This is a genomic window from Glaciihabitans arcticus (assembly GCF_004310685.1).
Classification (GTDB): Bacteria; Actinomycetota; Actinomycetes; order Actinomycetales; family Microbacteriaceae; genus Conyzicola; species Conyzicola arctica.
Genome location: NZ_SISG01000001.1, coordinates 679,926 through 702,309, shown reverse-complemented (window position 1 = coordinate 702,309; position 22,384 = coordinate 679,926). Strand labels below are relative to the sequence as shown.

The 22,384-nt window shown below is 61.8% G+C and carries 24 protein-coding genes; 3 read left to right on the top strand and 21 right to left on the bottom strand.

Annotated features, from left to right (window positions below; translation table 11 throughout):
- Positions 1–83 precede the first annotated feature (83 nt).
- Positions 84–497, top strand: a complete 414-nt coding sequence (locus EYE40_RS03190) for a hypothetical protein (protein WP_130980593.1) — start codon at positions 84–86, stop codon at positions 495–497.
- Here the strand turns inward: EYE40_RS03190 and hflX are convergent.
- Entirely contained in the window at positions 487–2,004 is a 1,518-nt protein-coding gene (gene hflX / locus EYE40_RS03185; protein WP_130980592.1) for a GTPase HflX, read from the bottom strand. The two genes, EYE40_RS03190 and hflX, sit on opposite strands and share 11 nt — an antisense overlap.
- A gap of 41 nt (positions 2,005–2,045) precedes the next feature.
- Here hflX and EYE40_RS03180 point away from each other — a divergent pair, with 41 nt between their 5' ends.
- Positions 2,046–2,654: a class I SAM-dependent methyltransferase gene (locus EYE40_RS03180; RefSeq protein WP_130980591.1), complete on the top strand. Its 609-nt coding sequence runs from the start codon at positions 2,046–2,048 to the stop codon at positions 2,652–2,654.
- A gap of 69 nt (positions 2,655–2,723) precedes the next feature.
- On the opposite strand, the gene EYE40_RS03175 is transcribed toward EYE40_RS03180, so the two are convergent.
- The 6 genes from EYE40_RS03175 to EYE40_RS03150 form a co-directional block, all read right to left on the bottom strand.
- Entirely contained in the window at positions 2,724–3,248 is a 525-nt protein-coding gene (locus EYE40_RS03175; protein WP_204742209.1) for a RipA family octameric membrane protein, read from the bottom strand.
- Entirely contained in the window at positions 3,245–3,535 is a 291-nt protein-coding gene (locus EYE40_RS15795) for a DUF7701 domain-containing protein (RefSeq protein ID WP_130980589.1), read from the bottom strand. Before EYE40_RS15795 ends, EYE40_RS03175 begins: the two co-directional genes overlap by 4 nt.
- Position 3,536: 1 nt before the next feature.
- Positions 3,537–3,917: a TIR domain-containing protein gene (locus EYE40_RS15790; protein ID WP_130980588.1), complete on the bottom strand. Its 381-nt coding sequence runs from the start codon at positions 3,915–3,917 to the stop codon at positions 3,537–3,539.
- 109 nt (positions 3,918–4,026) lie between these two features.
- Positions 4,027–7,053 carry a type I restriction endonuclease subunit R gene (locus EYE40_RS03160; protein ID WP_130980587.1) on the bottom strand — a complete coding sequence of 1,009 codons (3,027 nt, stop codon included), beginning with the start codon at positions 7,051–7,053 and terminating at the stop codon, positions 4,027–4,029.
- Positions 7,053–8,312, bottom strand: coding sequence for a restriction endonuclease subunit S (locus EYE40_RS03155; protein ID WP_130980586.1), 1,260 nt, complete (start codon positions 8,310–8,312; stop codon positions 7,053–7,055). Before EYE40_RS03155 ends, EYE40_RS03160 begins: the two co-directional genes overlap by 1 nt.
- The gene (locus EYE40_RS03150) at positions 8,309–10,267 is read right to left on the bottom strand and encodes a type I restriction-modification system subunit M (protein WP_130980585.1); all 1,959 of its coding nucleotides are present in this window, start codon (positions 10,265–10,267) and stop codon (positions 8,309–8,311) included. Before EYE40_RS03150 ends, EYE40_RS03155 begins: the two co-directional genes overlap by 4 nt.
- A 250-nt stretch (positions 10,268–10,517) precedes the next feature.
- Here EYE40_RS03150 and EYE40_RS03145 point away from each other — a divergent pair, with 250 nt between their 5' ends.
- The gene (locus EYE40_RS03145; RefSeq protein ID WP_161972341.1) at positions 10,518–12,638 is read left to right on the top strand and encodes a GmrSD restriction endonuclease domain-containing protein; all 2,121 of its coding nucleotides are present in this window, start codon (positions 10,518–10,520) and stop codon (positions 12,636–12,638) included.
- Here EYE40_RS03145 and EYE40_RS03140 read toward each other — a convergent pair.
- From EYE40_RS03140 to pgsA, 14 genes are all read right to left on the bottom strand, one after another.
- The gene (locus EYE40_RS03140; protein ID WP_161972340.1) at positions 12,635–12,949 is read right to left on the bottom strand and encodes an ATP-binding protein; all 315 of its coding nucleotides are present in this window, start codon (positions 12,947–12,949) and stop codon (positions 12,635–12,637) included. The two genes, EYE40_RS03145 and EYE40_RS03140, sit on opposite strands and share 4 nt — an antisense overlap.
- A 13-nt stretch (positions 12,950–12,962) precedes the next feature.
- Complete coding sequence (locus EYE40_RS15425; RefSeq protein WP_161972339.1) at positions 12,963–13,109, bottom strand: hypothetical protein; 147 nt, start codon at positions 13,107–13,109, stop codon at positions 12,963–12,965.
- 352 nt (positions 13,110–13,461) lie between these two features.
- Positions 13,462–14,340 carry a diaminopimelate epimerase gene (dapF, locus tag EYE40_RS03135; RefSeq protein WP_130980582.1) on the bottom strand — a complete coding sequence of 293 codons (879 nt, stop codon included), beginning with the start codon at positions 14,338–14,340 and terminating at the stop codon, positions 13,462–13,464.
- 88 nt (positions 14,341–14,428) lie between these two features.
- A complete protein-coding gene (locus EYE40_RS15375; protein WP_154071843.1) occupies positions 14,429–14,575 on the bottom strand; it encodes a hypothetical protein in 147 nt (48 codons plus the stop codon).
- Complete coding sequence (locus tag EYE40_RS03130; protein WP_130980581.1) at positions 14,568–15,062, bottom strand: hypothetical protein; 495 nt, start codon at positions 15,060–15,062, stop codon at positions 14,568–14,570. Before EYE40_RS03130 ends, EYE40_RS15375 begins: the two co-directional genes overlap by 8 nt.
- Positions 15,063–15,391: 329 nt before the next feature.
- On the bottom strand, positions 15,392–15,694 hold the full coding sequence (locus tag EYE40_RS03125) for a putative quinol monooxygenase (protein ID WP_130980580.1): 303 nt from the start codon (positions 15,692–15,694) through the stop codon (positions 15,392–15,394).
- Positions 15,691–16,605 carry a tRNA (adenosine(37)-N6)-dimethylallyltransferase MiaA gene (miaA, locus tag EYE40_RS03120; RefSeq protein ID WP_130980579.1) on the bottom strand — a complete coding sequence of 305 codons (915 nt, stop codon included), beginning with the start codon at positions 16,603–16,605 and terminating at the stop codon, positions 15,691–15,693. The genes EYE40_RS03125 and miaA overlap by 4 nt, the downstream gene beginning before the upstream one ends.
- Complete coding sequence (gene miaB / locus EYE40_RS03115) at positions 16,602–18,170, bottom strand: tRNA (N6-isopentenyl adenosine(37)-C2)-methylthiotransferase MiaB (RefSeq protein ID WP_130980578.1); 1,569 nt, start codon at positions 18,168–18,170, stop codon at positions 16,602–16,604. The genes miaA and miaB overlap by 4 nt, the downstream gene beginning before the upstream one ends.
- Positions 18,171–18,223: 53 nt before the next feature.
- Positions 18,224–19,102 carry a regulatory protein RecX gene (locus EYE40_RS03110; protein WP_130980577.1) on the bottom strand — a complete coding sequence of 293 codons (879 nt, stop codon included), beginning with the start codon at positions 19,100–19,102 and terminating at the stop codon, positions 18,224–18,226.
- A gap of 3 nt (positions 19,103–19,105) precedes the next feature.
- Positions 19,106–20,248, bottom strand: a complete 1,143-nt coding sequence (gene recA / locus EYE40_RS03105) for a recombinase RecA (RefSeq protein WP_130980576.1) — start codon at positions 20,246–20,248, stop codon at positions 19,106–19,108.
- 245 nt (positions 20,249–20,493) lie between these two features.
- A complete protein-coding gene (locus EYE40_RS03100; protein WP_130980575.1) occupies positions 20,494–20,718 on the bottom strand; it encodes a DUF3046 domain-containing protein in 225 nt (74 codons plus the stop codon).
- Positions 20,719–20,781: 63 nt separating this feature from the next.
- Positions 20,782–21,105, bottom strand: coding sequence for a helix-turn-helix domain-containing protein (locus EYE40_RS03095; RefSeq protein WP_130980574.1), 324 nt, complete (start codon positions 21,103–21,105; stop codon positions 20,782–20,784).
- A 168-nt stretch (positions 21,106–21,273) separates the two neighbouring features.
- Complete coding sequence (locus EYE40_RS03090; RefSeq protein ID WP_130980573.1) at positions 21,274–21,765, bottom strand: CinA family protein; 492 nt, start codon at positions 21,763–21,765, stop codon at positions 21,274–21,276.
- Complete coding sequence (gene pgsA, locus EYE40_RS03085; RefSeq protein ID WP_130982736.1) at positions 21,758–22,357, bottom strand: CDP-diacylglycerol--glycerol-3-phosphate 3-phosphatidyltransferase; 600 nt, start codon at positions 22,355–22,357, stop codon at positions 21,758–21,760. Before pgsA ends, EYE40_RS03090 begins: the two co-directional genes overlap by 8 nt.
- Positions 22,358–22,384 lie beyond the last annotated feature (27 nt).

Sequence of the window (22,384 nt, the reverse complement as noted above, 5' to 3'; positions counted from 1 at the left end):
ACGTTGCGACAACTCTAGTTGCGCCTGCTCGCGCTCCCTCTCGGTATGAACAAGTGTTACGCCTACTCGCCTAGGTTGGGTCTATGAGCGCAAATTCGAAGGGCATCAGCTACTGGATCACGCAGATCGCGGTCTCCGCTGTCTTCGCCATCGGCGCACCGATCACGGGAGTGCTGATGTTCAGCCTCAAGCCGGACGAACCCGGCATGGGGGTCATCCTGATCCTCATCGGCATCGCATTCTTCTTCTGCCTGCTCTGGCTGATTCGCGCCTACCGCAGCATGTCGAAGCAGCAGCGAGCAATCTACGCCTGGGCGATCGCGCAGCAGATGGCGGCGACCGATGTACGCAACCCGAAGTCTGATGGTGAGGCGATGACCGTTGCTTCACAAGCGAAGGACGGCGCGCTTAGCCCTGGCGAGTTGGCCGCGCTCCAGGCGCTGCGACCCGAGGTGCCGTACCCCGGGGCCGCAGCCGCCCCTACTGTTAGACGCTGACGACAGCGAACTCGCGCAGCGCAGCCTCATCCGGAATCGTCACCATGGCCTTGATGCGGGTGCCGCCCTCTTCATAGTCCGTCGACTGGATGACGCTGCGGCCGTGCAGGCCGGCCACCACGTCACCGCGGTCGTAAGGAACGAGAATGTCGACCGCAACGCTCGGCGCGGGCAGCAGCTCGGCGATGCGGGCCTGCAGCTCCTCGACGCCTTCACCCGTGCGGGCGGAGACGAAGATGGCCTTCGGCTCGAGTCCGCGCAGCACCAGGCGGTCGTCGTCGGGCACGAGGTCCGACTTGTTGAAGACGACGATCTCGGGCACGTCGCGGGCATCGACCTCGCCGATGACGTCGCGCACGGTCGCCAGCTGGCTGCCGGGATCCGGGTGCGACGCGTCCACGACGTGCACGATGACGTCGGAATCCCCGACCTCCTCGAGCGTGCTGCGGAACGCCTCCACCAACTGGTGTGGAAGATTGCGCACGAACCCGACGGTGTCTGTCAGCGTGTACACGCGGCCGTCGTCGGTCGCCGAACGGCGGACCGTGGCATCCAGCGTTGCAAACAACGCGTTCTCGACGAGCACGCCGGCCTTGGTGATGCTGTTGAGCAGCGACGACTTGCCGGCGTTGGTGTAGCCGGTGATGGCGACGCTCGGCACCTCGAAGCGGTTGCGGTTGGCGCGCTTCGCCTCGCGGGCGGGCGCGAAGCCCTTGATCTGCTTGCGCAGCTTGGACATACGAATGTGGATGCGGCGCCGGTCGAGCTCAATCTTCGTTTCACCCGGTCCACGAGATCCCATTCCGGCACCCGAACCACCGGCTCCACCACCCTGTCGGGACAGCGCCTCACCCCAACCACGCAGGCGCGGCAGCATGTACTCGAGCTGCGCGAGCTCGACCTGGGCCTTGCCCTCGCGGCTCTTGGCGTGCTGGCTGAAGATATCGAGGATGACGGCCGTGCGGTCGATGACCTTGACCTTGACGATGTCCTCGAGCGCACGCCTCTGGGAGGGAGCGAGCTCGGTGTCGGCGATCACGGTGTCCGCGCCGGACGCCATGACGACGCCGTGCAGCTCGGCCGCCTTGCCCTTGCCGAAGTAGGTGCTGGGGTCGGGGTGCGGACGTCGCTGCAGGAGTCCGTCGAGCACGACTGCACCGGCGGTCTCTGCGAGGGCTGAGAGCTCGCGCATGGAGTTCTCGGCGTCGGCCGTGGTGCCCTGCGAGTAGATGCCGATCAGGATGACGCGTTCGATGCGGAGTTTGCGGTACTCGACTTCGGTGACGTCATCCAGTTCGGTGGAAAGGCCGGCCACTCGCCGAAGCGCGGCGCGGTCTTCGCGTTCGGACTGGTCGCCGTCGCGCTGCTCACTGAGCGCGTCGATGTGATCGTCACCGAGTGCCTGGGCCTTCGCGTCACCGAATCGGGTGACGCCGGCGGCCTCTTCTGAGCGCGAAAGAATACGCTCTACGACGTCTGCGTCGCTACTGTTCTGGTGTTCAGTCATTGGTTCAACCTTAGTTGTCTGGATTCGTATAAGTTTTGGGGATGACTAACGAGCATTACTTCTCTGGAACGCCGGAGAGCGAGCTCAAATTGCGGTCAATCCAGGCGACCATCGCGGGTCAAGCCGTGGATCTGACGACAGCAAATGGGGTCTTTAGCCCTGAGCGAGTCGACGCCGGTACACGAGTGCTGCTTTCATCGGTCCCAGCACCTCCTCCGGGCGGAAATTTGCTTGATCTTGGCTGCGGTTGGGGCCCAATTGCTCTCTCGCTCGCAGCGGATGCACCTCACGCTACCGTCTGGGCGGTGGATGTCAACGAGCGAGCCCTCGATCTGGTGCGTCGTAACGCAGATGTTATGGGCCTCAGTAATGTCAACGCCGTTCTGCCCCAGGATGTTCCCGCCGACATCTCCTTTATGACGATCTGGTCGAATCCCCCGATTCGAGTCGGCAAGAACGAGCTGCATTCGATGCTTCAGATGTGGATGCCCCGGCTCGAGGTGGGGGCGGATGCCTGGCTCGTCGTGCAGAAGAACCTCGGATCCGACTCGCTTCATCGGTGGATGGATGACGAATTCGCGTCTACGTTAACGGTCACCCGGGCAGCGACTAATAAGGGGTATCGGGTTTTGCGGGTGCGGAAGCGCTGACGATTCTGGTCTCTATTGATCGGCAGGAGGTGCGAGGGACGCCAACCGCCTTTCTAACGGCAGCGAACCCTAAAGCACCAACAGCCCCACCCAAACCAACGCCTCGACTATCGAAGCAATCACGTAAATCCAGAAGAACGCCAGTGGGGTCCACATCTCCCTCGAAGTGAATGTTCGATACTTTTCGGGCTGTTTTCCTTGGCCGAGTGCTTGCCATTCCGCAAAAAAGATTGCCGCCGGAAATAACTGCTCCAGACGGTTAATGACGACGAACTTTCCTGTGTTGAGTTGGCCGAATGAAACTAGGAGACTTCGCCATGCGTGAGCGAGGATCGCCCCGGTGACCGTGAGTGCTAATAAAGCGAGCGCCTTATGCGGTCCGGTCTGTGCCGTGCTCAAGATCAAGCCGCATGCCGTTAGAGCAGCACCATTGAGCGTGAGAAAGAATGTATTCACGCCCTGCCTGCGAGCGACGAGACCTTCGGAACTGGCGACCATAATCTTGTACAGCTCAAAAGTCAGGCGAATGTCGCCTTCAGACTCTGGAATACCGGCGGGGAACAAGACCTTGTCGATGGAATCGTCGTTGGTCACTCTGATCGACCCTCTGCCACGCTCCGAATCGCGTCAACATACGGCTGATCATCAGCAGCCACGGCGTCTGACAACTCTCCATAAGGGGTGATGGACACGTGGGACTCATCGTGACCCAGCATCCATGCCGCCCAAGCATTGTGAACGTCTTCCCTTGACACCTCGGCACCCTTAGCCAACAGCAAGACTGCGTACATGCGGAAAAGTGGCCGTGTGTTGGATTCAGGAAGATCGCGGTTGGGAACGGAGCTCCGGATCCGGTCCGCAATCTCGTCGATATAGTTCACGCTAGGTCCAGGTCCCAAGCCATTGAACGATCTGATCGAAGTCCCACCTGATCACGCTCGTGGACGGTAGACCCGCTGGCACTCTGTAAGTTGCAGTGGACGACACTTGAATGCCGAAAATGAAATGGCCCTGCCGATTCGATTCGGCAATTTCCCACAACACGGCGTCAGACTGCCATGTCGTTTCGCCAATCAGCACGATCGTCCCGCGAGTGCGCGAGATCCGTATTTTGCACTCAGTCTTCCACGAAGTGTCCCACGGATTTTTGACTGAATAGTCCACGAACTCAATTAGATTGTTCTTGTCTTTCGCCTGCTGGCTAAGAAAGTTTCGCGCCCACTGATCTTCCATCTCGAAACTAATAAATGCTCGTGGTGCCATTTAGATTCTCCTATTGCTGCACTGGTGGCCATATTAGCGGTGACGTTGTGGTTACCGACCGCAGCTTGAGTCGGTTCGGGGCACTACGCCGTCATACGAACCCTCTCGGTCATGCAACATGGCTCCCGTCCCAGTAGAGCGCGCGCCCAATCAGCTCGACCAACTTAGCCAACTTCGCATCGTCATCCAGCGCCTCAGAAGTCATTCCCGCGAAGTTGTCCGAGGCGGACACCATTGCCGTTATGACTGAGCCCTTCAGATCCGGACTTGCGAGGAATTGCTTCTCACTATTCGCCTGAACCTGGGTCGCGATCTTCTCATTCTCGGCGGCCTTTCCCTTCACGTGAGTGAAGAATCCGACGAAGTCCGCATCGGTAAAAATGTCATCATCGAAAAGCGTGTTCAGCTGCTCGACCGCTTCCTGTAGCCGCGCAAGCCTCGGGTCGACCGGCTGCTTCGTGCCGCCCTCGGTGAGGGGGTCGAGCTCGCCTTCTCCGTTCAAAGGCAGCTCAATCGCACTGTTCTTGTGGATCGTGTAACCCATCAGCTCGACTCCGCTGAGGTCTATCGGCGTGTACAGGTTCTGGTCACGAATCACCCGCGCCAGCGCACGCGCATACAGCGCGAACTTTTCGATTGCGACATCCTCAAAATTGAGAATCTGCGCCAGAAAGTCGTAGGCGTTCACGAATGAGGTGAGGTCGGAGCGGAAGATGTCGAGGCGATCCTTCGCCTCGCCGTCGTTCTCGTCGACGGCCGCCTTGTAGCGCACGGCGAATCGACTCTTACCCGGTGCAACTGCAGCACTCAGCGCGTTGTTGCCCTTCTTGTGAACTTCGACTGCGGCCGCCGCCTCGATTTCGCTTTCGAGATAGATTCCTGACAGATCGAGCTTGTCTTTCAGGTCAGTCACGACGTTGGGATCCGAGACTGCGCTGAGACGTGCATCGCGGTAGTAGGGCTGGAATGCCTCGAGCACGAGCTGCGGTTCGTTCACGAAGTCAAGAACGAACGTGGCGTCCTTACCCGTCGCTGTGCGGTTGAGGCGAGAAAGAGTCTGCACCGCCGTAACACCGGAGAGTTTTTTATCTACGTACATCGCGACGAGCAGCGGCTGGTCAAACCCGGTCTGAAATTTATTGGCGACCAGCATGATTTGAAAGCTGTCCGAGGCGAAAGCCTTGGGCAGTGATCGCCCCTTGAGCCCAGGGTTCATCGTCGTCTCAGTGAACGGCTCGGGTCCCGACTCGGGGTCGTTCACGGCACCCGAGAATGCGACCAACGCTTGAACGTCCATGCGCCCCGTGCGCTTGATGTACTCATCGAATGCGAGCTTGTAGCGCACCGCCTCCTTGCGGGAGCCGGTCACCACCATCGCCTTCGCCTTGCCACCGAGGCGCCACGCGACGTTTTCGCGGTAGTGCTCGATGATCAGCGCGACTTTCTGGGAGATGTTGAACTCGTGCAACCGCACCCACTGCATGAGCTCTTTGACAGCTTGTGTCTTGTCGACAAGCGGACCGTCCGAGTCGTACTCCTGGCCGTTGTGAGCGAGTTTGAACGCCACCTTGTACGGCGTGTAGTTCTTGAGCACGTCGAGAATGAACTCCTCCTCGATCGCCTGCTGCATCGTGTACAGATGAAATGCCACCGGCAGCCCATCGGCGTTCTTGCGACCGAACAGTTCCAGCGTCTTCGACTTGGGCGTGGCCGTAAATGCAAAATAGGAGATGTTGGATGCCGCGGCTCGCGACTCCATCTCTGCAGCCAGCACCGCCTCCATATCGACTTCGCCACCATCCTGGAAGTCGGCGAGCTCGTCGCCCCCGAGCACCTTCTTCACCTTGTTGGCGGTGGTTCCGGTCTGGGATGAGTGCGCCTCGTCGGCAATGACAGCGAAGGACTTGCCTTTCATAGAGCCAAGTTGATCGAGCACGAAGCCGAACGTCTGAATGGTGACGACGATGATCTGCGTGCCGGCCTTTAGTGCCGCGGCGAGGGCAGCCGACTTGGAACCACCGCTGCTCTCGATGCCCGCAACCACGCCGGTCTTGGCGTCGATCTGCTTGATCGCATCTTGGAGCTGGCTGTCCAAAACCGTTCGGTCCGTCACGACGATCACCGAGTCGAAGACCTTAGACCCGTCATCGTTGTGAAGGGTAGACAACTGGTGAGCCGTCCACGCGATTGAGTTAGTCTTACCCGAACCCGCGGAGTGCTGCACCAGGTACCGGTGACCGGGGCCTTCAGCCCGCGCCGTCGCGACGAGCTGCGTCACCGACTCCCACTGGTGGTACCGCGGAAACAGCAGCGATTCACGTTTGACAACGTGACTAGTAACCGGGTCGACGCTCTTGTCGACCTGCAAGTGCATGAAGCGGCCGATGATGTCGAGCCAGGCGTCCTTTGCCAGCACCCGCTCCCACAGGTACGAGGTGGATGACCCGTTCGGGTTCACCGGGTTGCCCGCGCGCCCGTGGTCGCCCTGATTGAAAGGCAGAAAGCGAGTGGCAGCACCATCGAGCTTCGTGGTCATATGCACCTCGGAGTTCGACACGGCAAAGTGCACCAGCGCGCGACGCCCGAACGACAGCAGCGGCTCCCCCGCCGGTAGACGATCCGTTCGGTACTGGGCGAGGGCATCCTGCACACTCTGCGTGAAGTCGGTCTTCAGCTCGATCGTCGCGACCGGCAGCCCATTGACGAACAGCACCAGGTCGATGCTCTTCTTGTTGCTCGCGGAGTAGAAAACCTGCCGCATCACCCGCAACCGCATACGCCCATAATCGGTGGACGTCGCGGGGTTCAGCCCCGTGGCTGGCTTGAACTGTGCCATCCGAAACTTGTTAGGTGCGTCGGTAAATCCCCGACGCAAGACTGACAGTGTGCCACCGCCCGCGTCGAGCGGCTTGTCCAGCGACTTGACAAGCCGGTCGAGCAGCACGCTGGTCGAGCCTGTCGAGACCGCCTTCGCGAACTCAATCGGTTGGGACTCCTCGAGCCACCCCAGCACGTCTTCCGAAAACAAAGCCCGCGCCTTGTCGTAGCCCGAGCTGTTCTTCGAGTACAACCACCCGTGGGCATGCAGGTACTCGGCCAGCTCCGCCTCAAAGGGCTTCTCGTTGTATTGCGCCATCACAATCCCTTCACGTCGACTATTCCGGTGACTGCTGCGTCCACTAGTGCCGAACGCCGTTCTCGAAGCAGCGCCACCGTGGATCGCGATTTCTCAATCAAGGCAGCAATCGGAGCGACGGAACTAGTCAAGGAATCAACGATCCGCTGCTGCTCGCTGAGCGGAGGAACCGCCAAACGAATCGAAAGGAATCGATCCTGCGCCAGAGTCTGCATGCTGGAACTCGCTCCTACTGCTGCGATCTGGACTTGGTTTCGGTACTGCGCCGTCTGCATCCAAAAGTGCAGGAACATCGGGTCACACTTCAGGTCGATCTGCCACAGACGGTCTGGCAAATACGTATTGGGAGCTGCTGATTGCACGATTCCTGCGGCCCCGATCAAATTCGGGGTATTCATTCGACTGACGATGATCCGACCAACTGTAACTGGGCACGTCACGGCATCGACTTCATCGGGATTCACGACTTTCGACTGGCTCGCGTCGAATTCTCCTGTGTAGACACACGATGTCTTGAGGACTAGGACGTCTCCGGGAACGGCATCGATATCGGCACCATTCACGCTTGTCCCCGTGGAGAGCGATCGAACAACGTGCTTTAGCCGAGACTCCGACCACCGGAAGGGGAAATCTCCTATTTCCGGATACTTGGATCGCTGAAGTGCAGGGTTCGGAACGATTCCTCTAGTCACTGCGAGGACAATCGAAGCCATTCTGCGTTCTCGGAGTGTTTCTGCCAATCGTTCGTGGGTAAGGATGAGCTTGTCGATCTTGCCGGTCTCCCTGTCCAGGTACTCAGCGATCTGGCGCTGCTCGCCGGGCGGAGGGAGCGGAACTCGAATGGAAGCCAGCGCGCTCGTTGATAGCTCAGTGAATGTTGACCCTTGCCCCATACTCTCGAGCTCGTGTGAAACAGAGTTCAAGGCATACACCAGGAATGTCGAATCGGTGCCATCGGCAGGCACGAGAGCCTTGCACCCTTGATTGAATGCAACTGGCATAGTGGCCTTCGCCACATAGCCGATTGGTGCGCGCGTCGAAAGCAAAACGCTGCCAGCCGGCACGACACTTGACCCTGACCGTGCGCCGGATACTGAAAGGCTTCTCAGCGTGGTCGACAGAGTTCGACCGTTGCTGGCTCCGATATCCACTGGTGTGGCCCAAGGAACGGGGCCGTCCCAATTGGTCTCATCCGGCGTAGGTGTCCCGCCGTTGACAATCGTCGCGACACGTCGGAGCGCTAATCGTGGATATGTCATGCGCTCTCTACCTCAGCCAAGAGCACCGTGATCTCGCGGACGAGCTTGTTGAGGTCGGCGTCGATGTCTTCGAGGGCGCGCGGTGCTACGTACTTGTAGAAGTGGCGGGTGAACGGGATCTCGTACCCAATCCTGTCCTTGCTGCGGTCCACCCAAAATTGACTGACGTGTGGAGCGATTTCGCGAGCGACGTAGGCGTCGATGTCCTCAATGAGGGGCACATTCTCGGTGTCGCGTAGGTCGGTGTCAGGAATCGCGTTGCCTTTCGAGTCCATAATGACCGGAGCCGTGGCATCGCGCTGCGAGAAAACGTCGAGCAGGGACTTGAGTTGCGGGGCGGCGAGGGCGACGTTAGCTCGCGCCGCGGCATCCTTGATGCGCTTGGTAAATGCTTTCATGTCTGTCGTTGGTGAGGTCTCGACAAGCTCGACCCGCAAAGATGTGAGCTCGGCATTGGTCAGCTTGGCCAAGGGCTTGGCTGACAGCGCCAGCTCAACGGCGTCAGGCGTGATCGCCCAAGCGAGCTGGAGCGGCCGCTCGACTGTGATGGTGGAATAGCCGAAGTCAATATTGTTAAAGATCTTGGATGCGTCGGACTGCTCGTGGGATCCGTAAAGATTCACGATGTGCGCGATTTGCTCGGCGCTCATTTGGCGACGTTTGGAGCCAAGACTCTTTCGCATCTTCACCCATTGGTCCGTGGCATCCACGAGTTGGATTGTGCCCTTGCGGCTTGCAGGCTTGTCGTTGTCGAGTATCCAGACATAGGTGGCGATACCGGTGTTGTAGAAAATGTCTGTCGGCAGCGCGATGATCGCGTCGACCAGATCGTTCTCGATCACGTACTGGCGGATTGCGGACTCACCCGAGCCCGCGCCACCCGTGAACAGCGGGCTGCCGTTGAGCACGATGCCCACGCGTCCACCGCCGTCGCGCTTGGGGCGCATCTTCTTCACTAGGTGCATCAAAAACAGCAGTGAACCGTCGGACACTCGCGGAAGCCCGGGGCCGAATCGTCCGTCGAAGCCGTGCTCCTTGAACTCCTTGGTGACGAAGCTTTGCTGCTTTTTCCACTCCACGCCGAACGGCGGGTTCGACAGCCCGAAGTCAAAGGTCTTGCCGATGTGGCCGTCACCGGTGAGGGTGTCTCCCCAAACCATGTTCTCCACCGTCTGGCCCTTGATGACCATGTCGGCTTTCGCGATTGCGAAGGACTCGGCATTGAGCTCCTGGCCCATCAAAGTCAGGGATGCCTGCGGAAAGTGCTCGCGCGCGTAGTCGTCAGCCACGCTGAGCATGCCCCCAGTGCCGGCGGCGGGATCGTAGACGGTTCGCACAGCACCTGGCACGGTGAGACTGCGCTTCGGGTCGTCGTCCGGATGCTCGGTGAAAAGCAAGCTCACGATCAAACGAACGACTTCGCGGGGGGTGAAGTGTTCTCCCGCGGTCTCGTTGCTCGCCTCCGCGAACTTTCGGATAAGTTCCTCGAAAATAAGACCCATCTCCGTGTTGCTAACACGGTCGGGATGCAGGTCGATAGCCGCGAACTTTTGCAGTACCAAGTAGAGCAGGTCGTTTTCCTCGAGCGTGCTGAGCTGGGCTGGGAACGCATAGCGCTCGAAGATGTCCCGCACATTGGGCGAAAACCCCTCTACGTAGTTGAGGAGATTGGCCTTGAGGTTGGCAGGGTCTCCTGCGAGCATCGCGAGGGTGAACTTGCTCGTGTTGTAGAAGGCTTGCTTGCTCACGGGCGGCAGGATGTGATCGAGACCGGGTTGATTCTTGCGCCTCTCGAAGGTGTCGAGCACATCATTCTTGGTTGGCTCGAGGAGCGCGTCTAATCGCCGCAATACAGTGAACGGCAGGATTACCTTCCCGTAGTCAGCCTGCTTGTATACCCCTCGCAGCAAGTTCGCGATCGACCAGATGAAGGCACCGTTGTTGTTCTCGGCCATGACTACTTTCAGTTGCGGCCGGCATCAGTGGAGCTTATAGATCTTCGGAGCAGACCGGCCTATGCACCAACGATAGTGAGTAAAGCGTGAGGGTCCGACAAGACTCTCGGCAATACAGTGCGGCAAACAACCTGTCCCCCTGCGCTCGGTACCTGGTCACTCACAGATCGCGAGAGACGGGACGCGGAGATCCCGGTAGATTGCGATAACCATGCTTACCCAAGTGCGCACTCCTCGAGACATTTTCTTCATGCCGCAACGCCTGCTTGTGCCGCTTTTCCAGCGACCGTACGTGTGGTCGGAGGAAGCACAGTGGCAGCCGTTGTGGGACGACATCCGACGGCTCGTGGAGCGCCGAATCGATGGTGACCAGAACGCTACCCACTTCTTGGGCGCTGTTGTTCTCCAGCAGCAGGCGAACCATGTCGGTGCTCTCGCAGTCCGCACTGTCATCGACGGACAGCAACGCCTCACTACGCTCCAGCTGTTACTCGACGCTGTGCACGGCCAGTTTGAGAATCGTGGGTTCGATGGACTTGCACGACAAATTGCTGACCTCGTGGAGAACGCCGAGCACTTTCGCGAGCAGCCCGAAGATCGATACAAGGTTTGGCCGACGAATCGGGATCGCGGGGCGTTCAATGAAGTGATGTCGGCCGCGAATCCAGTCGATTACTCTGCGCTTGGCGTTACCGATTCACGAATGATCAAAGCCCATCGCTACTTCTCCAGCGTCGTGGGCGAATGGCTAGACACCGACGACGCGGCACACCGCGCTTCTCATCTCGCAGTCGTCATAACTGGTCAGCTCCAGCTGGTGGCAATAGAGCTGCAGTATGACGAAGACGCACAAGAGATCTTTGAGACCTTGAACGCTCGAGGGACTCCCCTGACTCCTGCCGACCTCATCAAGAACTTCGTGTTTCAGAGACTCGACGCGTCGCCGGATGCCACAGAGCTCGCCTACCGGAACAACTGGGCAGAATTCGAGACACCGTTCTGGGAGCAGGACGTGCAGACGGGTCGTGTGACGTATAGCCGAAGCTCTCTTTTCCTGAACCAGTGGCTCATCGCAACGACATTCGAGAACGTCGCTGCTCGCGAAGTGTTCTCGCAGTTCAAGAGGTTTGTCATTGAGGGCGACGTTCAGATGACGGAGTTGCTCCCTCGCATTCGCGAAGCTGCGGATAAGTATGGAGACATGGTCCGGAAGGCTGCAGACCGCACCAGCCCACTGTCCCGCCTTGAACTCTTCGTCTACCGAACGGGCAACCTTGAGTCGGAAATCGTGAAGCCACTACTCATCTGGCTCGATGCACCGGCCCAAGTCGACGTTCCCGTCGGGCAGGTCCATAAGACTCTTGACGTGGTTGAGAGTTGGCTTGTTCGTCGGGCCCTTGTTCGGGCTAAGAGCCAGGGAACCAATAACCTCCTCGTTGACTTCCTCGGGCATCTCAACGAGCAGCCTCATGCGACGATTGGTGACGCCGCCGAAGAATACTTCGCAAGGCAAACCGGCCCGGTCTCCTTCTGGCCCGATGATGCCGAAGTCCGTCGAGAACTCTCGTCACTTCAGATCTACCGACGCCTACGTCGCGGTCGGCTGCGAATGATTCTCGAAGCCGCCGAAGACCACGCCCGCGGATGGACGGGGACGAACCCCAAGCATGAGCAGCCGGTGATCCGCGAGGTCTGCACTGTCGAGCACGTGATGCCGCAGGACTGGCGCAAGCATTGGTCTAATGGCGTCAGTCCTGAGCAGGAGACCGAGCGTGACCGCCTCGTTCAGACACTGGGCAACCTCACCCTCATCACCCAATCGCTCAACAGCCAGGTCTCGAACGGGCCGTGGTTGGGAGATAAGGGAAAGCGCGCGGGCTTGAACGCGAATACCTCTCTCTTGATAACTCGGGCGATCGTGGATGGCTCACCCGAGTCGTGGACGGAGGTCGACATCCAGAGGCGCACCGAAGCCCTCATCTCAAGCATTCTCGAGATCTGGCCGGTTCCAAACGGGCACGTGACCGCCAGCGCACAGCATGTCGAGCGCGCTCGTTCACGCGTCGAAGTCGCTGATCTGGTTCGTGCCGGGCTGGTTCCCGTCGGAACGACGCTCCATGCTCGACCCGCATCCCATGCAGGAAAGACGTGCATGGTTAGCGACGACGGTCGGCTCTTTATCGATGATGTGCCGTACATGACCCTCAGTGGAGCGGCACGAGCCGTAACAGGTTCGCAGTCCGAAGCCGGGTGGTGGTTTTGGCTCACACAAGCCAATGGTGACCGCTCGATGGTTGATGTCCGCCGCGAGTATTTGGAGGGTTTCGAGGACGTAACTGACTCGGTCGTCGAGGAAGAAGAAGAAGACTAAGCGAGCTGCTTAGCCAACACCTCCGCCGAATCCAGCACCACACAGTGATATTTGGCGCGGGTCATCCCGACGTACATCATGTCTGGCAGGTTCAGCGCGTGCGTGTCGGCGAACGCGACCGCGGCCGGGTTCACGTCGGTGATGATGATCGCGTCCGATTCGAGGCCCTTGAACTTGAAGATCGAGTACCAGCGCACTTTGCCGCCCGAGCCGTCCGGTGCGGCGAGCTGCTTGCGCAGCCAGCGCGCATGTCTCCGCCGCCAGCTGTTGCCAGCATTTGGATGGCGACGAGGACGCCCGGCCGCGTCCACGCCGCCATCTTTTTTAGTAGACCTTCGTCCACTTTGTGCTCTGGCCGGCGCCGCAGGCGCCGCACGGCGGGAGCGCGTCATCATTGTCGTCGAGCGTCACAGTGTGACCGAACGCATCGCGATACTTACCCTTGCCGGGCTTTTCTCCAATGTCGTACATGTGATCACCTCATTTCCGGCCCTTGAACGCTAAATGCTTCCCCGCATGCGCGGACGATGTGAGGCCAAGCTCAAGATGACACCACTCTCGTCGATATGGCCGCGACGCACCGTCGCGTTACGGAATTGAAACATCTTCGCGCGAGTGCGCCAATACATTGACGCACGGTCTCAACTGAGCGCCGTAGTCAGCTATTTAGGGCGAAGACGGCAGAATCTGTTCAGACGATGACCGCATCTATCAATTGGCGTGCCGGTCGTAGATTTCGATACGGCCGCGGGCGGCCTACTCAATCAGCGGAGTCGAGTGCCTCGGCTTCGCTCGGCCTGGTCTCGGCTTCGCTCGACCACCGCTAAAGGGTCAGCGAACCGCTGTATACGAGCTCGGCCGGGCCGGAAAGCGAGACGTGCTCGCCGTCCTCCGTGGGGAACATTCGCACGCCGACCGTTCCTCCCGGAACCTGCACCTTCCACTGGTTGGGGGCGCCGGCGCCTGCCCAGTGACGGACCGCCAGGGCCGCAGCCGCAGCACCCGTTCCGCAGCTCAGAGTTTCGCCAGAGCCGCGCTCGTGCACCCTCATGCGAATGTGCCCGACGCCGTCCACCACGAGGGGGTCGGCGGGGACGACGAACTCGACGTTGGCACCGTCATCCGGAACCGGCTCAAGAATCGGGATGTAGCCGAGGTCGACACCGTCGAGCTCCTCGTCGCTGGCCAGCGCCACCACAACGTGCGGGTTGCCGACGTTGATGCCGAGGCCAGGGCGCTGCACGTCCAGGTTGCGGGCGCGCACCAGCGGCTCGCCGCCGTCGAGGCGCCATCGGCCTAGGTCGACCTGGTAGCCGGAGAGATTGCGCTGCACATCCCGAACACCACTGCGGGTGCCGATCGGCAGGGTCTCCCCCGGCTCGAGCGTCGCGAGGCCCTTGTCGATCAGGTAGCGGGTGAAGACGCGGATGCCGTTGCCGCACATCTCCGAGACCGTGCCGTCGGAGTTGTGGTAATCCATGAACCACTCGGCGTCGGCGTCCTCGGCGAGAGCCGCCGCACCGTCGGCCAGGTTCTTGGAGCGCACCGCGCGCAGCACGCCATCCGCACCGACACCGAAGTGGCGGTCGGCGATCGCGGCCAGCTGCGCGGCGCTCAGGTCGATCTCGCCGTCCGGGTCGCTGAACAGCACGAAGTCGTTGCCGGTGCCGTGGCCTTTGGTGAAGTGGATGGTGGTGCTCACGAGACCAGCCTAACCATCGGAGGCGCTGGTCCGGTTCAGGTTTTCGACGCGAAAAGCCATAGGTACAGCGAGCACTCCTGGCGTCCGACTAGTCGTCTTCGTCGCTCTGCCGCACCAGCTTGATTACATTCGCCGACTCGTGGAGAGGCGTGAAGTAAGCGACGTTGCCTCCCCTGATCGGCCTGACCGGCGGGGCCTTCTCCGGATCGGGCTTTTCCGTTTCACTATCAGCCATTACATCCTCCTATTGTTATTTGGACCTGAAGCGCGTTGCTCACGCCACTCACGAGCGATAGCCCGAGCAGAACAAATCCGGAAGCAACGACGTAGGCGCGAATCTTCAACCGTCGAGCAGCATCCGGCACCATAACAAACCATGTGTCGCCCAGTTCAGTTAGTGATGCGGCATTGGCGTTCGGCAAGACTGTGTCGCGCACAAGTTCGATACTTACAACATCCGTTTTGGTCGGCCAAAGAGCGACGATTCCGAGGATCGCCGCGATCGTCGTGAGCACGAGGGCGGTCACCTCCCAGCCGGACGGGGAATCGACGGTCGCGAATCCAGCGGACACGGAGGCTGATGCGACTAGAAGTCCGGCGCGATTGTTCATTGATTCTCGGCGAGCCGAAATGAGGGCAAGATGCTTTGAAACTTCGTCGATGTAGAGACGCGCGGACTCATAGCGGCGATCCGTTGGCGTCACAACCTTCTTCCCGAACATTCCAGAAAGGTACCGAGTACCAGTGCGCTTGTCTGCCCCTCGTAATGGTCAGAGTCTGGCCAGACTATCTTCTAGCCGTCCGACACCTTCAGTGAGCTCGCGATTTGGCTAGGCAGCGACGAGATCACCTGAACGAACAGCAAACTGCTTTCGTGGATGGCAATGTCACCGATTGAACTGCTTCTCTGGGCTCGCTGCTCGCGATTCAGAAGTCCCTGGTCTAGATTTTCGCGGTTGTTCGCATCGTTAAAGTCGCCCGTGGGTGCGCGTTCGATGTATCTGCCCGTTGGGTGGAACTCTGTGCGATCTCGAAAACCTAATCCCGAAGGTCAGTCGCGGAGCGGCGACCCGACCACGTCGAAGCGGAACCCGCCGAACTCCCCCGACAGCAGCGGACGCGCCGCGTGGATCAACGCCTGCACCTCCGGCAGCTGCAGCGACGCCCGGTGTGCCTCCGCGCTCTCCCACAGCTCGACGACGAACACCGTGTTCGGCTCCTCGTCGTTCACGCCCACCTCGTAGGCGAGGCAGCCGATGCTTGCCAGCGCGTCGCTGCGCTGGGTCAGATGAGTCACCAGCTCGTCGCGCCCGCCCGGGACGGCGCCAAGCGTGCCCACGTTCGCAAAAGTCATGCGGCCACGATAGCGGCCACCGCCGACTCGACGTTTCGCGGGTCGCCGGCGTCGAGCCAGGTCGTGCCCGGGTAGCGGCGGAACCAGCCGACCTGCCGCCGCGCGTAGCGCCTCGTGAGGGCGGCGGTCTGCTCGATGGCGTCTTCTTGGGGTAACTCGCCTCTGAGTTGGGCGAATGCCTGCGCATAGCCGATCGCGCGGGCTGCGGTAACGCCGATGATCTGCTGCTGTAATCGCTCGGCCTCTCCGAGCAGCCCATCGCGCCACATCTGCACGACCCGCTCGTTCAGCCGCGGCACGAGCTCCTCGCGCGGCGCGGCCAGCCCGAACACAACGGTGTCGCGCCAGTACGCGTTCTCGTCGGGCAGCCCCGACCCGAACGGCTCCCCCGTCATCTCGATCACCTCGAGCGCGCGCACCAGCCGCCGCCCGTTACTCGGGCCGATCGCCTCCGCCGCCGCCGGGTCCTTCTGCAGCAGCTGCTGGTAGAGCATCCCCGGCCCGGTCGCGATGAGCTCGTCCTCGAGCCGCGCGCGAATCGCGGCATCCGTTCCCGGAAACTGGAAGTCGTAGATCACACTCGACACATACAGGCCCGAACCGCCCACCAGAATCGGGATGGCGCCACGCTCCTCCACACCCGCGATGGCCGCAAGCGCGTCCACCTGGAACGCGGCGACGCTCGCCTCCTCGCTGGGATCCAGCACATCCAGCATGTGGTGCGGGATGCCACGGCGCTCCCCCTCGGATAACTTCGCTGTGCCGATGTCCATCCCGCGGTAGAGCTGCATCGCGTCGGCGTTGATGATCTCGGCGGATTTGCCGCTTTTCGCTAACGCCTCGGCTAAGTCGAGCGACAGCCCCGACTTGCCGGTGCCGGTTGCGCCGACGATGGTGACGAGCACGGTCAGCGCTGGCCGTCGGTGACGTCGTAGATCGGGATCGTGCTCACGGTCGCGGGCGGTCCGACGCGCAGGCTCGGCAAGCCAAGGCTTACCGTTTTCTTGCCGTCGGCGCTCGGGGCGGGCACGGCGCAGGACTCGGCCTCCGCGCGATCCCAGGCGTCACCGGAGCGCGTGCGGCGGATGGTGAGCTGCTGGCCAGGTGCGGCATCCGCCACCAGATGGAAGCTCGCCGCCTCGGTAATGGTGACGCTCACGATGTCGCCCGGGCGCGGGGTCTCGCTGCCTGCAGGCACGTCGAAGTGGACGAGGCGGGAGTCTTCGGCGCGGCCGGACATGCGGTTGCGCTCGGCGGCCTTGCGGCCCTCGGTCGCGGACACCAGGACCTCGACGGTGCGGCCGACCTGCTTCTGGTTTTCCTCGCGGGAGATGTGGTCCTGCAGGGCGGTGAGGCGCTCGTACCTCTCCTGCACAACCGCCTTGGGGATCTGGTTGTCCATGGTCGCGGCGGGCGTGCCCGGGCGGATGGAGTACTGGAAGGTGAATGCGGAGGCAAACCTCGACTCCTCCACAACGCGCAGGGTCTCCTGGAAGTCCTCCTCGGTCTCGCCCGGGAAGCCGACGATGATGTCGGTGGAGATGGCGGCGTGCGGGATCTGCGCGCGCACCCGGTCAAGGATGCCGAGGAACTTGGTCGAGCGGTAGCTGCGCTTCATCGCCTTGAGGATGGCGTCGGATCCGGACTGCAGCGGCATGTGCAGCTGCGGCATCACGTTCGGCGTCTGTGCCATGGCGTCGATGACGTCGTCGGTGAAGGCGGCGGGGTGCGGGCTGGTGAAGCGAATTCGCTCGAGTCCCTCGATCTGGCCGGCGGCGCGGAGGAGCTTGCTGAACGCCTGACGGTCGCCGAACTCGACGCCGTAGGAGTTGACGTTCTGTCCGAGGAGCGTGACTTCGATGGCACCGTCATCCACCAGCGCTTGGATCTCGGCGAGCACCTCGCCGGGGCGGCGGTCCTTCTCCTTGCCGCGGAGGGCGGGCACGATGCAGAAGGTGCAGGTGTTGTTGCAGCCGACGGAGATGGAGACCCAGCCGCTGTAGGTGGACTCGCGACGCGTGGGCAGGGTGGAGGGGAAGATGTCGAGCGACTCGAGGATCTCGAGCTGAGCCTCACCGTTGTGGCGCGCTCGCTCGAGCAGGGTGGGCAGGGCGCCCATGTTGTGAGTGCCGAAGACGACGTCGACCCAGGGTGCCTTCTCGAGGATGACGTTCTTGTCCTTCTGGGCGAGGCATCCGCCGACCGCGATCTGCATGCCCTCGTGGTGGCGCTTGATGTCGGCGAGCATGCCGAGGGTTCCGTAGAGCTTGTTGTCGGCGTTCTCGCGCACGGCGCAGGTGTTGATGACGACGATGTCAGCCTCTTGCCCGTCTGCCCGGGTATAGCCGGCCGCCTCAAGGGAGCCGCTGAGACGCTCGGAGTCGTGGACGTTCATCTGGCAGCCGAAGGTGCGCACCTCGTAGGTGCGGGGCTTCTCCGTTGCGCCGGGCAGGGCGGGTGCTTCGAGCAGGGTCATGGTGGGTCAAGTTTACGGTGCAGTTGCCCGAGTGGCCTCGCGGCGGGGCGGGTCTAGCTGAAGCGGGGGCCGCGGCCGGAGCCCGGCTCGAAGGCGGCCTTCATCGCTGCGGAGAGGACGGAGCCGCCGTAGCCGCGACGCTGGAGGTAGGCGCTGAGGCGACGCTTGGCGGTTTCGTCGTCGTAGGAGCGGAGCTGGCCGGCGCGCTTCGTGGCGACCTCGATGGCACGCTCCAGCTCATCGTCGACGTCGAAGTCTTCGAGGGACGCGGTTATGGCCTCGTCACCGACCTGGCGGCGGCGGAGCTCGGCCATGATCGCCGACTTGCCGAGGCCCTTGCGGTCCTGCAGCGTGCGGACCAGGTTCTCGGCGAGGGCTGCGTCGTCGAGCAGACCGACTCCTTCGAGGCGAGCGATCTCGGACTCGATGACCTCGGGCTCCATCTCGCGGCGCTCGAGCAGCTTCTGCATCTCCTTCATCGACATGCCCTTGCGGGCGAGTGCGTTGAGGCTGACGTTGCTGGCGCGACGCTCGGTCTTGAGTTCGGCCTTGGTCGGCTGCTCCGGCTCGGCGAAGTCGTCTTCAGGGACATCGCGCGCGACCCTCGTGGGCGCTGCCGGGTTCTGGATGAAGTTGGGCAGCTTGCTCAGGTCGGTGCGGGCCGGGGCTGCAGGTACCGGCTCTTCGGTGAAGACGGGGCCGGACGAGCGGGGCGCAGTGCGCTCGGGCGTAGCCTCGGTGCGGATCCAGGCGCGCTCGCGAGCGCTGGTTGCGACCGGAGGCAGGGGTTCCGGCTCTTCGGCGGTCTCTTCAAACCAACCATCGTTGCCGGAGGAGGATGCCTCCGCCGGGCTGGCCTCGGCCTGCTCTTCTTCGGCACCGGGGGGTGGGCCGAAGAGGTAGCTGACTTTGGCCAGCCCGTCGGAGGTCACGGACTACTCGCCTACTGCGGTCTGGAGAACCGGCAGGTCAGCGGGAGCCTTGGACGCGGGCGCCTTTGCTGCCTTCTTGGCCGCGGCCTCCGCAGCGATCTCTGCTTTGGCGGCGTCGGCGGCGATCTTGGCGTTCTGTTCCTTCGCCTCTGCACCGACACCGAGCTTGCGCATGATCTTCTGCTCGATCTCGAGGGCGATCTCGGGGTTCGCGAGCAGGAAGTTGCGCGAGTTCTCCTTGCCCTGTCCGAGCTGGTCACCGTCGTAGGTGTACCAGGCGCCGGACTTACGCACGATCTCGTGCTCGACACCGAAGTCGATCAGGCTGCCTTCGCGGGAGATTCCGACACCGTAGAGGATGTCGAACTCGGCCTGCTTGAAGGGCGGCGCCATCTTGTTCTTGACGACCTTGACGCGGGTGCGGTTACCGACTGCCTCGGTGCCGTCCTTCAGCGTCTCGATGCGACGGATGTCGAGGCGGACCGACGCATAGAACTTGAGCGCCTTTCCACCCGCGGTGGTCTCGGGGCTTCCGAAGAAGACACCGATCTTCTCGCGCAGCTGGTTGATGAAGATCATCGTGGTGTTGGTCTGGCTGAGGCCACCGGTGAGCTTGCGCAGCGCCTGCGACATGAGGCGCGCCTGGAGACCAACGTGGGTGTCACCCATCTCGCCCTCGATCTCGGCGCGGGGCACGAGTGCTGCGACGGAGTCGATGACGATGAGGTCGATGGATCCCGAACGCACGAGCATGTCGGCGATCTCGAGCGCCTGCTCACCCGTGTCAGGCTGCGAGACGAGGAGCGAGTCGATGTCGACGCCGAGCTTCTGCGCGTACTCGGGGTCGAGGGCGTGCTCCGCGTCGATGAAGGCTGCGATTCCACCATTGCGCTGGGCGTTGGCGATCGCGTGCAGGGTCAGGGTTGTCTTACCCGACGACTCAGGGCCGTAGATCTCGACGATGCGGCCGCGCGGGAGTCCGCCAATGCCGAGCGCGACATCCAGCGCAATGGAGCCTGTCGGGATGACGGCTACGGGCGCTCGTTCGTCGCTGCCGAGGCGCATGACCGAACCTTTGCCGAACTGGCGGTCGATCTGGGCGAGGGCGGTGTCGAGGGCCTTTTCGCGGTCTGCTGCTGATGCCATTTTCGTGCTCCTTGGAAATCGTGGGTTGCTGCCCATAGGCTGTCGCTGATCCGGGAACCGATCGTGCAAGGTTCCCAGCCTCCCGACAAAGGCTGATGTTTCAGTTGCGTCCCACCGTATGCGTGGCCGCCGACATTCCGGTGGACCGACGTGCCCGATGGTGGACAACTCGTCTTCGAGAGACGCTATGAAGGAGCCTAGCCATATTCGAACCAGTGTTCGAACGATAAACAGGTGTGTCGCGACTATTCCTTGGGCTCGCGCTGCCCCACGCCGTAGCGCCGCGACTCGGGAACCTCCGACGCCTCACAGAGGGCGAGCCAGATTTCGCGCGGCGCAACCCCGGCCTTGATCGCCTGCACGGCGGTCATGCCGCCGACGGCACTCAGCACCAGGTCGCTCGTGAGCACGCGTCCGTACAGTTCGCCGAACTCGTCGGAGACCGCCGTCCAGAACTCACTCACGCGCATCGAACAAACCTAACCCTTAACGAGGAATGCCCCCGCCATGAGCGGGGGCATCCTCTGAGAAAATCAGCGGCTGACGAGCTCCGAATCGAACTCGGCCACGAGGTCGTCGGGCAGAGTGTCGGGTATCGACGAGACGGTCTCGAAGACAACGCCTTCGATGACGGCCAGGCGGTCGCCGACCTCGCGCATGATGACGGAGATAGGAGTATCGAGAGCATCTGCCACCGAGGCGAGGATCTCGGAGCTTGCCTCTTTCTGGCCACGCTCCACCTCGCTCAGGTATCCGAGTGCAACGCTCGCGCGCGACGCAACCTGACGCAGGGTGCGGCCTTTCTGCAAACGGAAGTCGCGGAGCACGTCTCCGATTTCCTGACGAACTAGAACCATTGGACCCTCCTCATGACTGTGTGCCCTGTACCGACGACCGAAGGGTAATCGACCGATGGAGCAGTAACACTACAACCACCACCTGCATGAACTCTAACCAGAGGTCACTGTGTGGCGCTTGTGAATCCACGAGATGTAACGCGATCGAAACGACGGCTATTCCCGCCGCTAATCCGAGATAGTCAGCAGTCTCGTGAGCTCTAACAATGATTCGTAGACGACGGCCGATCGGATGGCCTCGCGGTCCCCCTCGAGGGCAAGTTCCAGCACGTGGATCTCGATTCCAATGGCGATTGCGACGAAGACCGTGCCGACCGGCTGCCCGCCCTGCGGGTCGGGGCCGGCGACTCCGGTCGTGGCGATGCCGATGTCGGCCGGCAGACCGTCGACCGTGAGGGCCGAACGTACGCCTGCCGCCATCTGTCGTGCGACATCGGGATGCACCGGCCCATGCACAGCGAGAACACTCACGTCGACCGCGAGCAGGCTGGCCTTGAGCTCGGTGTTGTACGCGACGATTCCGCCCCGAACCACCGCCGAGGCACCGGCAGGTCTGATCAGCTCAGCCACGAGCAGGCCGCCCGTAAGCGACTCCGCCACCGCGACGGTGAGACCGCGCTCGGTGAGCGTGGCGATCAGGTCGGCAGCAAGGTCAGACACGAGAAGAACGGTTCTGCTTGTACGCCTGCACGAGGTAGTCGATGCCGGTGTAGACGGTCAGCACGAAGGCTGCGGCCATAGCGACCCAGTTGAGCCACAGCACCCAGTCGCCCAGGAACACCCAGAGCGGGGTGAGGAACAGGGAGATGGCGACCGACTGCACGATCGTCTTCAGCTTGCCGCCGCGGGAGGCCGGGATGACGCGCTTGCTCAGCACAGCGAACCGGAAGATGGTGATGCCGAGCTCGCGCACGACGATGATGATGGTCACCCACCACCACAGCTCCCCCAGGATCGACAGCCCGATGAGCGCACCGAGGGTCAGCACCTTGTCAGCGATCGGGTCGAGGATGATGCCGACATTCGTGATCAGGTTGCGGCCGCGGGCGAGGATGCCGTCGAGGCTGTCCGTCGCGATCGCGAAGATGAAGAGGCCGGCAGCGAGCCAACGCTCGACCCCCAGCTGCCCGTTGTCGACCAGCAGCAGCCAGATGAAGAGCGGTGCAAGCAGGATGCGGATCACCGTGATGATGTTCGCGATGTTCGCGTTGCTCGCGGGGGTATCGCCCGCGCTGAGCACACGACCCCGCATGGTCCCGTAGCGCGGAACGCCAGATTC

Bases quoted from the DNA above. Each gene is read 5' to 3' on its own strand.
- EYE40_RS03130 (WP_130980581.1), bottom strand. From the start codon at position 15,062: ATGTTCGGGAAGAAGGTTGTGACGCCAACGGATCGCCGCTATGAGTCC.
- EYE40_RS03125 (WP_130980580.1), bottom strand. From the start codon at position 15,694: ATGACTTTTGCGAACGTGGGCACGCTTGGCGCCGTCCCGGGCGGGCGC.
- EYE40_RS03180 (WP_130980591.1), top strand. From the start codon at position 2,046: ATGACTAACGAGCATTACTTCTCTGGAACGCCGGAGAGCGAGCTCAAA.
- EYE40_RS03095 (WP_130980574.1), bottom strand. From the start codon at position 21,105: ATGGTTCTAGTTCGTCAGGAAATCGGAGACGTGCTCCGCGACTTCCGT.
- pgsA (WP_130982736.1), bottom strand. From the start codon at position 22,357: ATGCGGGGTCGTGTGCTCAGCGCGGGCGATACCCCCGCGAGCAACGCG.
- miaB (WP_130980578.1), bottom strand. From the start codon at position 18,170: ATGACCCTGCTCGAAGCACCCGCCCTGCCCGGCGCAACGGAGAAGCCC.
- EYE40_RS15425 (WP_161972339.1), bottom strand. From the start codon at position 13,109: ATGTACGACATTGGAGAAAAGCCCGGCAAGGGTAAGTATCGCGATGCG.
- hflX (WP_130980592.1), bottom strand. From the start codon at position 2,004: ATGACTGAACACCAGAACAGTAGCGACGCAGACGTCGTAGAGCGTATT.
- recA (WP_130980576.1), bottom strand. From the start codon at position 20,248: ATGGCATCAGCAGCAGACCGCGAAAAGGCCCTCGACACCGCCCTCGCC.
- EYE40_RS03145 (WP_161972341.1), top strand. From the start codon at position 10,518: ATGCCGCAACGCCTGCTTGTGCCGCTTTTCCAGCGACCGTACGTGTGG.
- EYE40_RS03190 (WP_130980593.1), top strand. From the start codon at position 84: ATGAGCGCAAATTCGAAGGGCATCAGCTACTGGATCACGCAGATCGCG.
- EYE40_RS15790 (WP_130980588.1), bottom strand. From the start codon at position 3,917: ATGGCACCACGAGCATTTATTAGTTTCGAGATGGAAGATCAGTGGGCG.
- EYE40_RS03160 (WP_130980587.1), bottom strand. From the start codon at position 7,053: ATGGCGCAATACAACGAGAAGCCCTTTGAGGCGGAGCTGGCCGAGTAC.
- EYE40_RS03100 (WP_130980575.1), bottom strand. From the start codon at position 20,718: ATGCGCGTGAGTGAGTTCTGGACGGCGGTCTCCGACGAGTTCGGCGAA.
- EYE40_RS15375 (WP_154071843.1), bottom strand. From the start codon at position 14,575: ATGGCTGATAGTGAAACGGAAAAGCCCGATCCGGAGAAGGCCCCGCCG.
- EYE40_RS03155 (WP_130980586.1), bottom strand. From the start codon at position 8,312: ATGACATATCCACGATTAGCGCTCCGACGTGTCGCGACGATTGTCAAC.
- EYE40_RS03150 (WP_130980585.1), bottom strand. From the start codon at position 10,267: ATGGCCGAGAACAACAACGGTGCCTTCATCTGGTCGATCGCGAACTTG.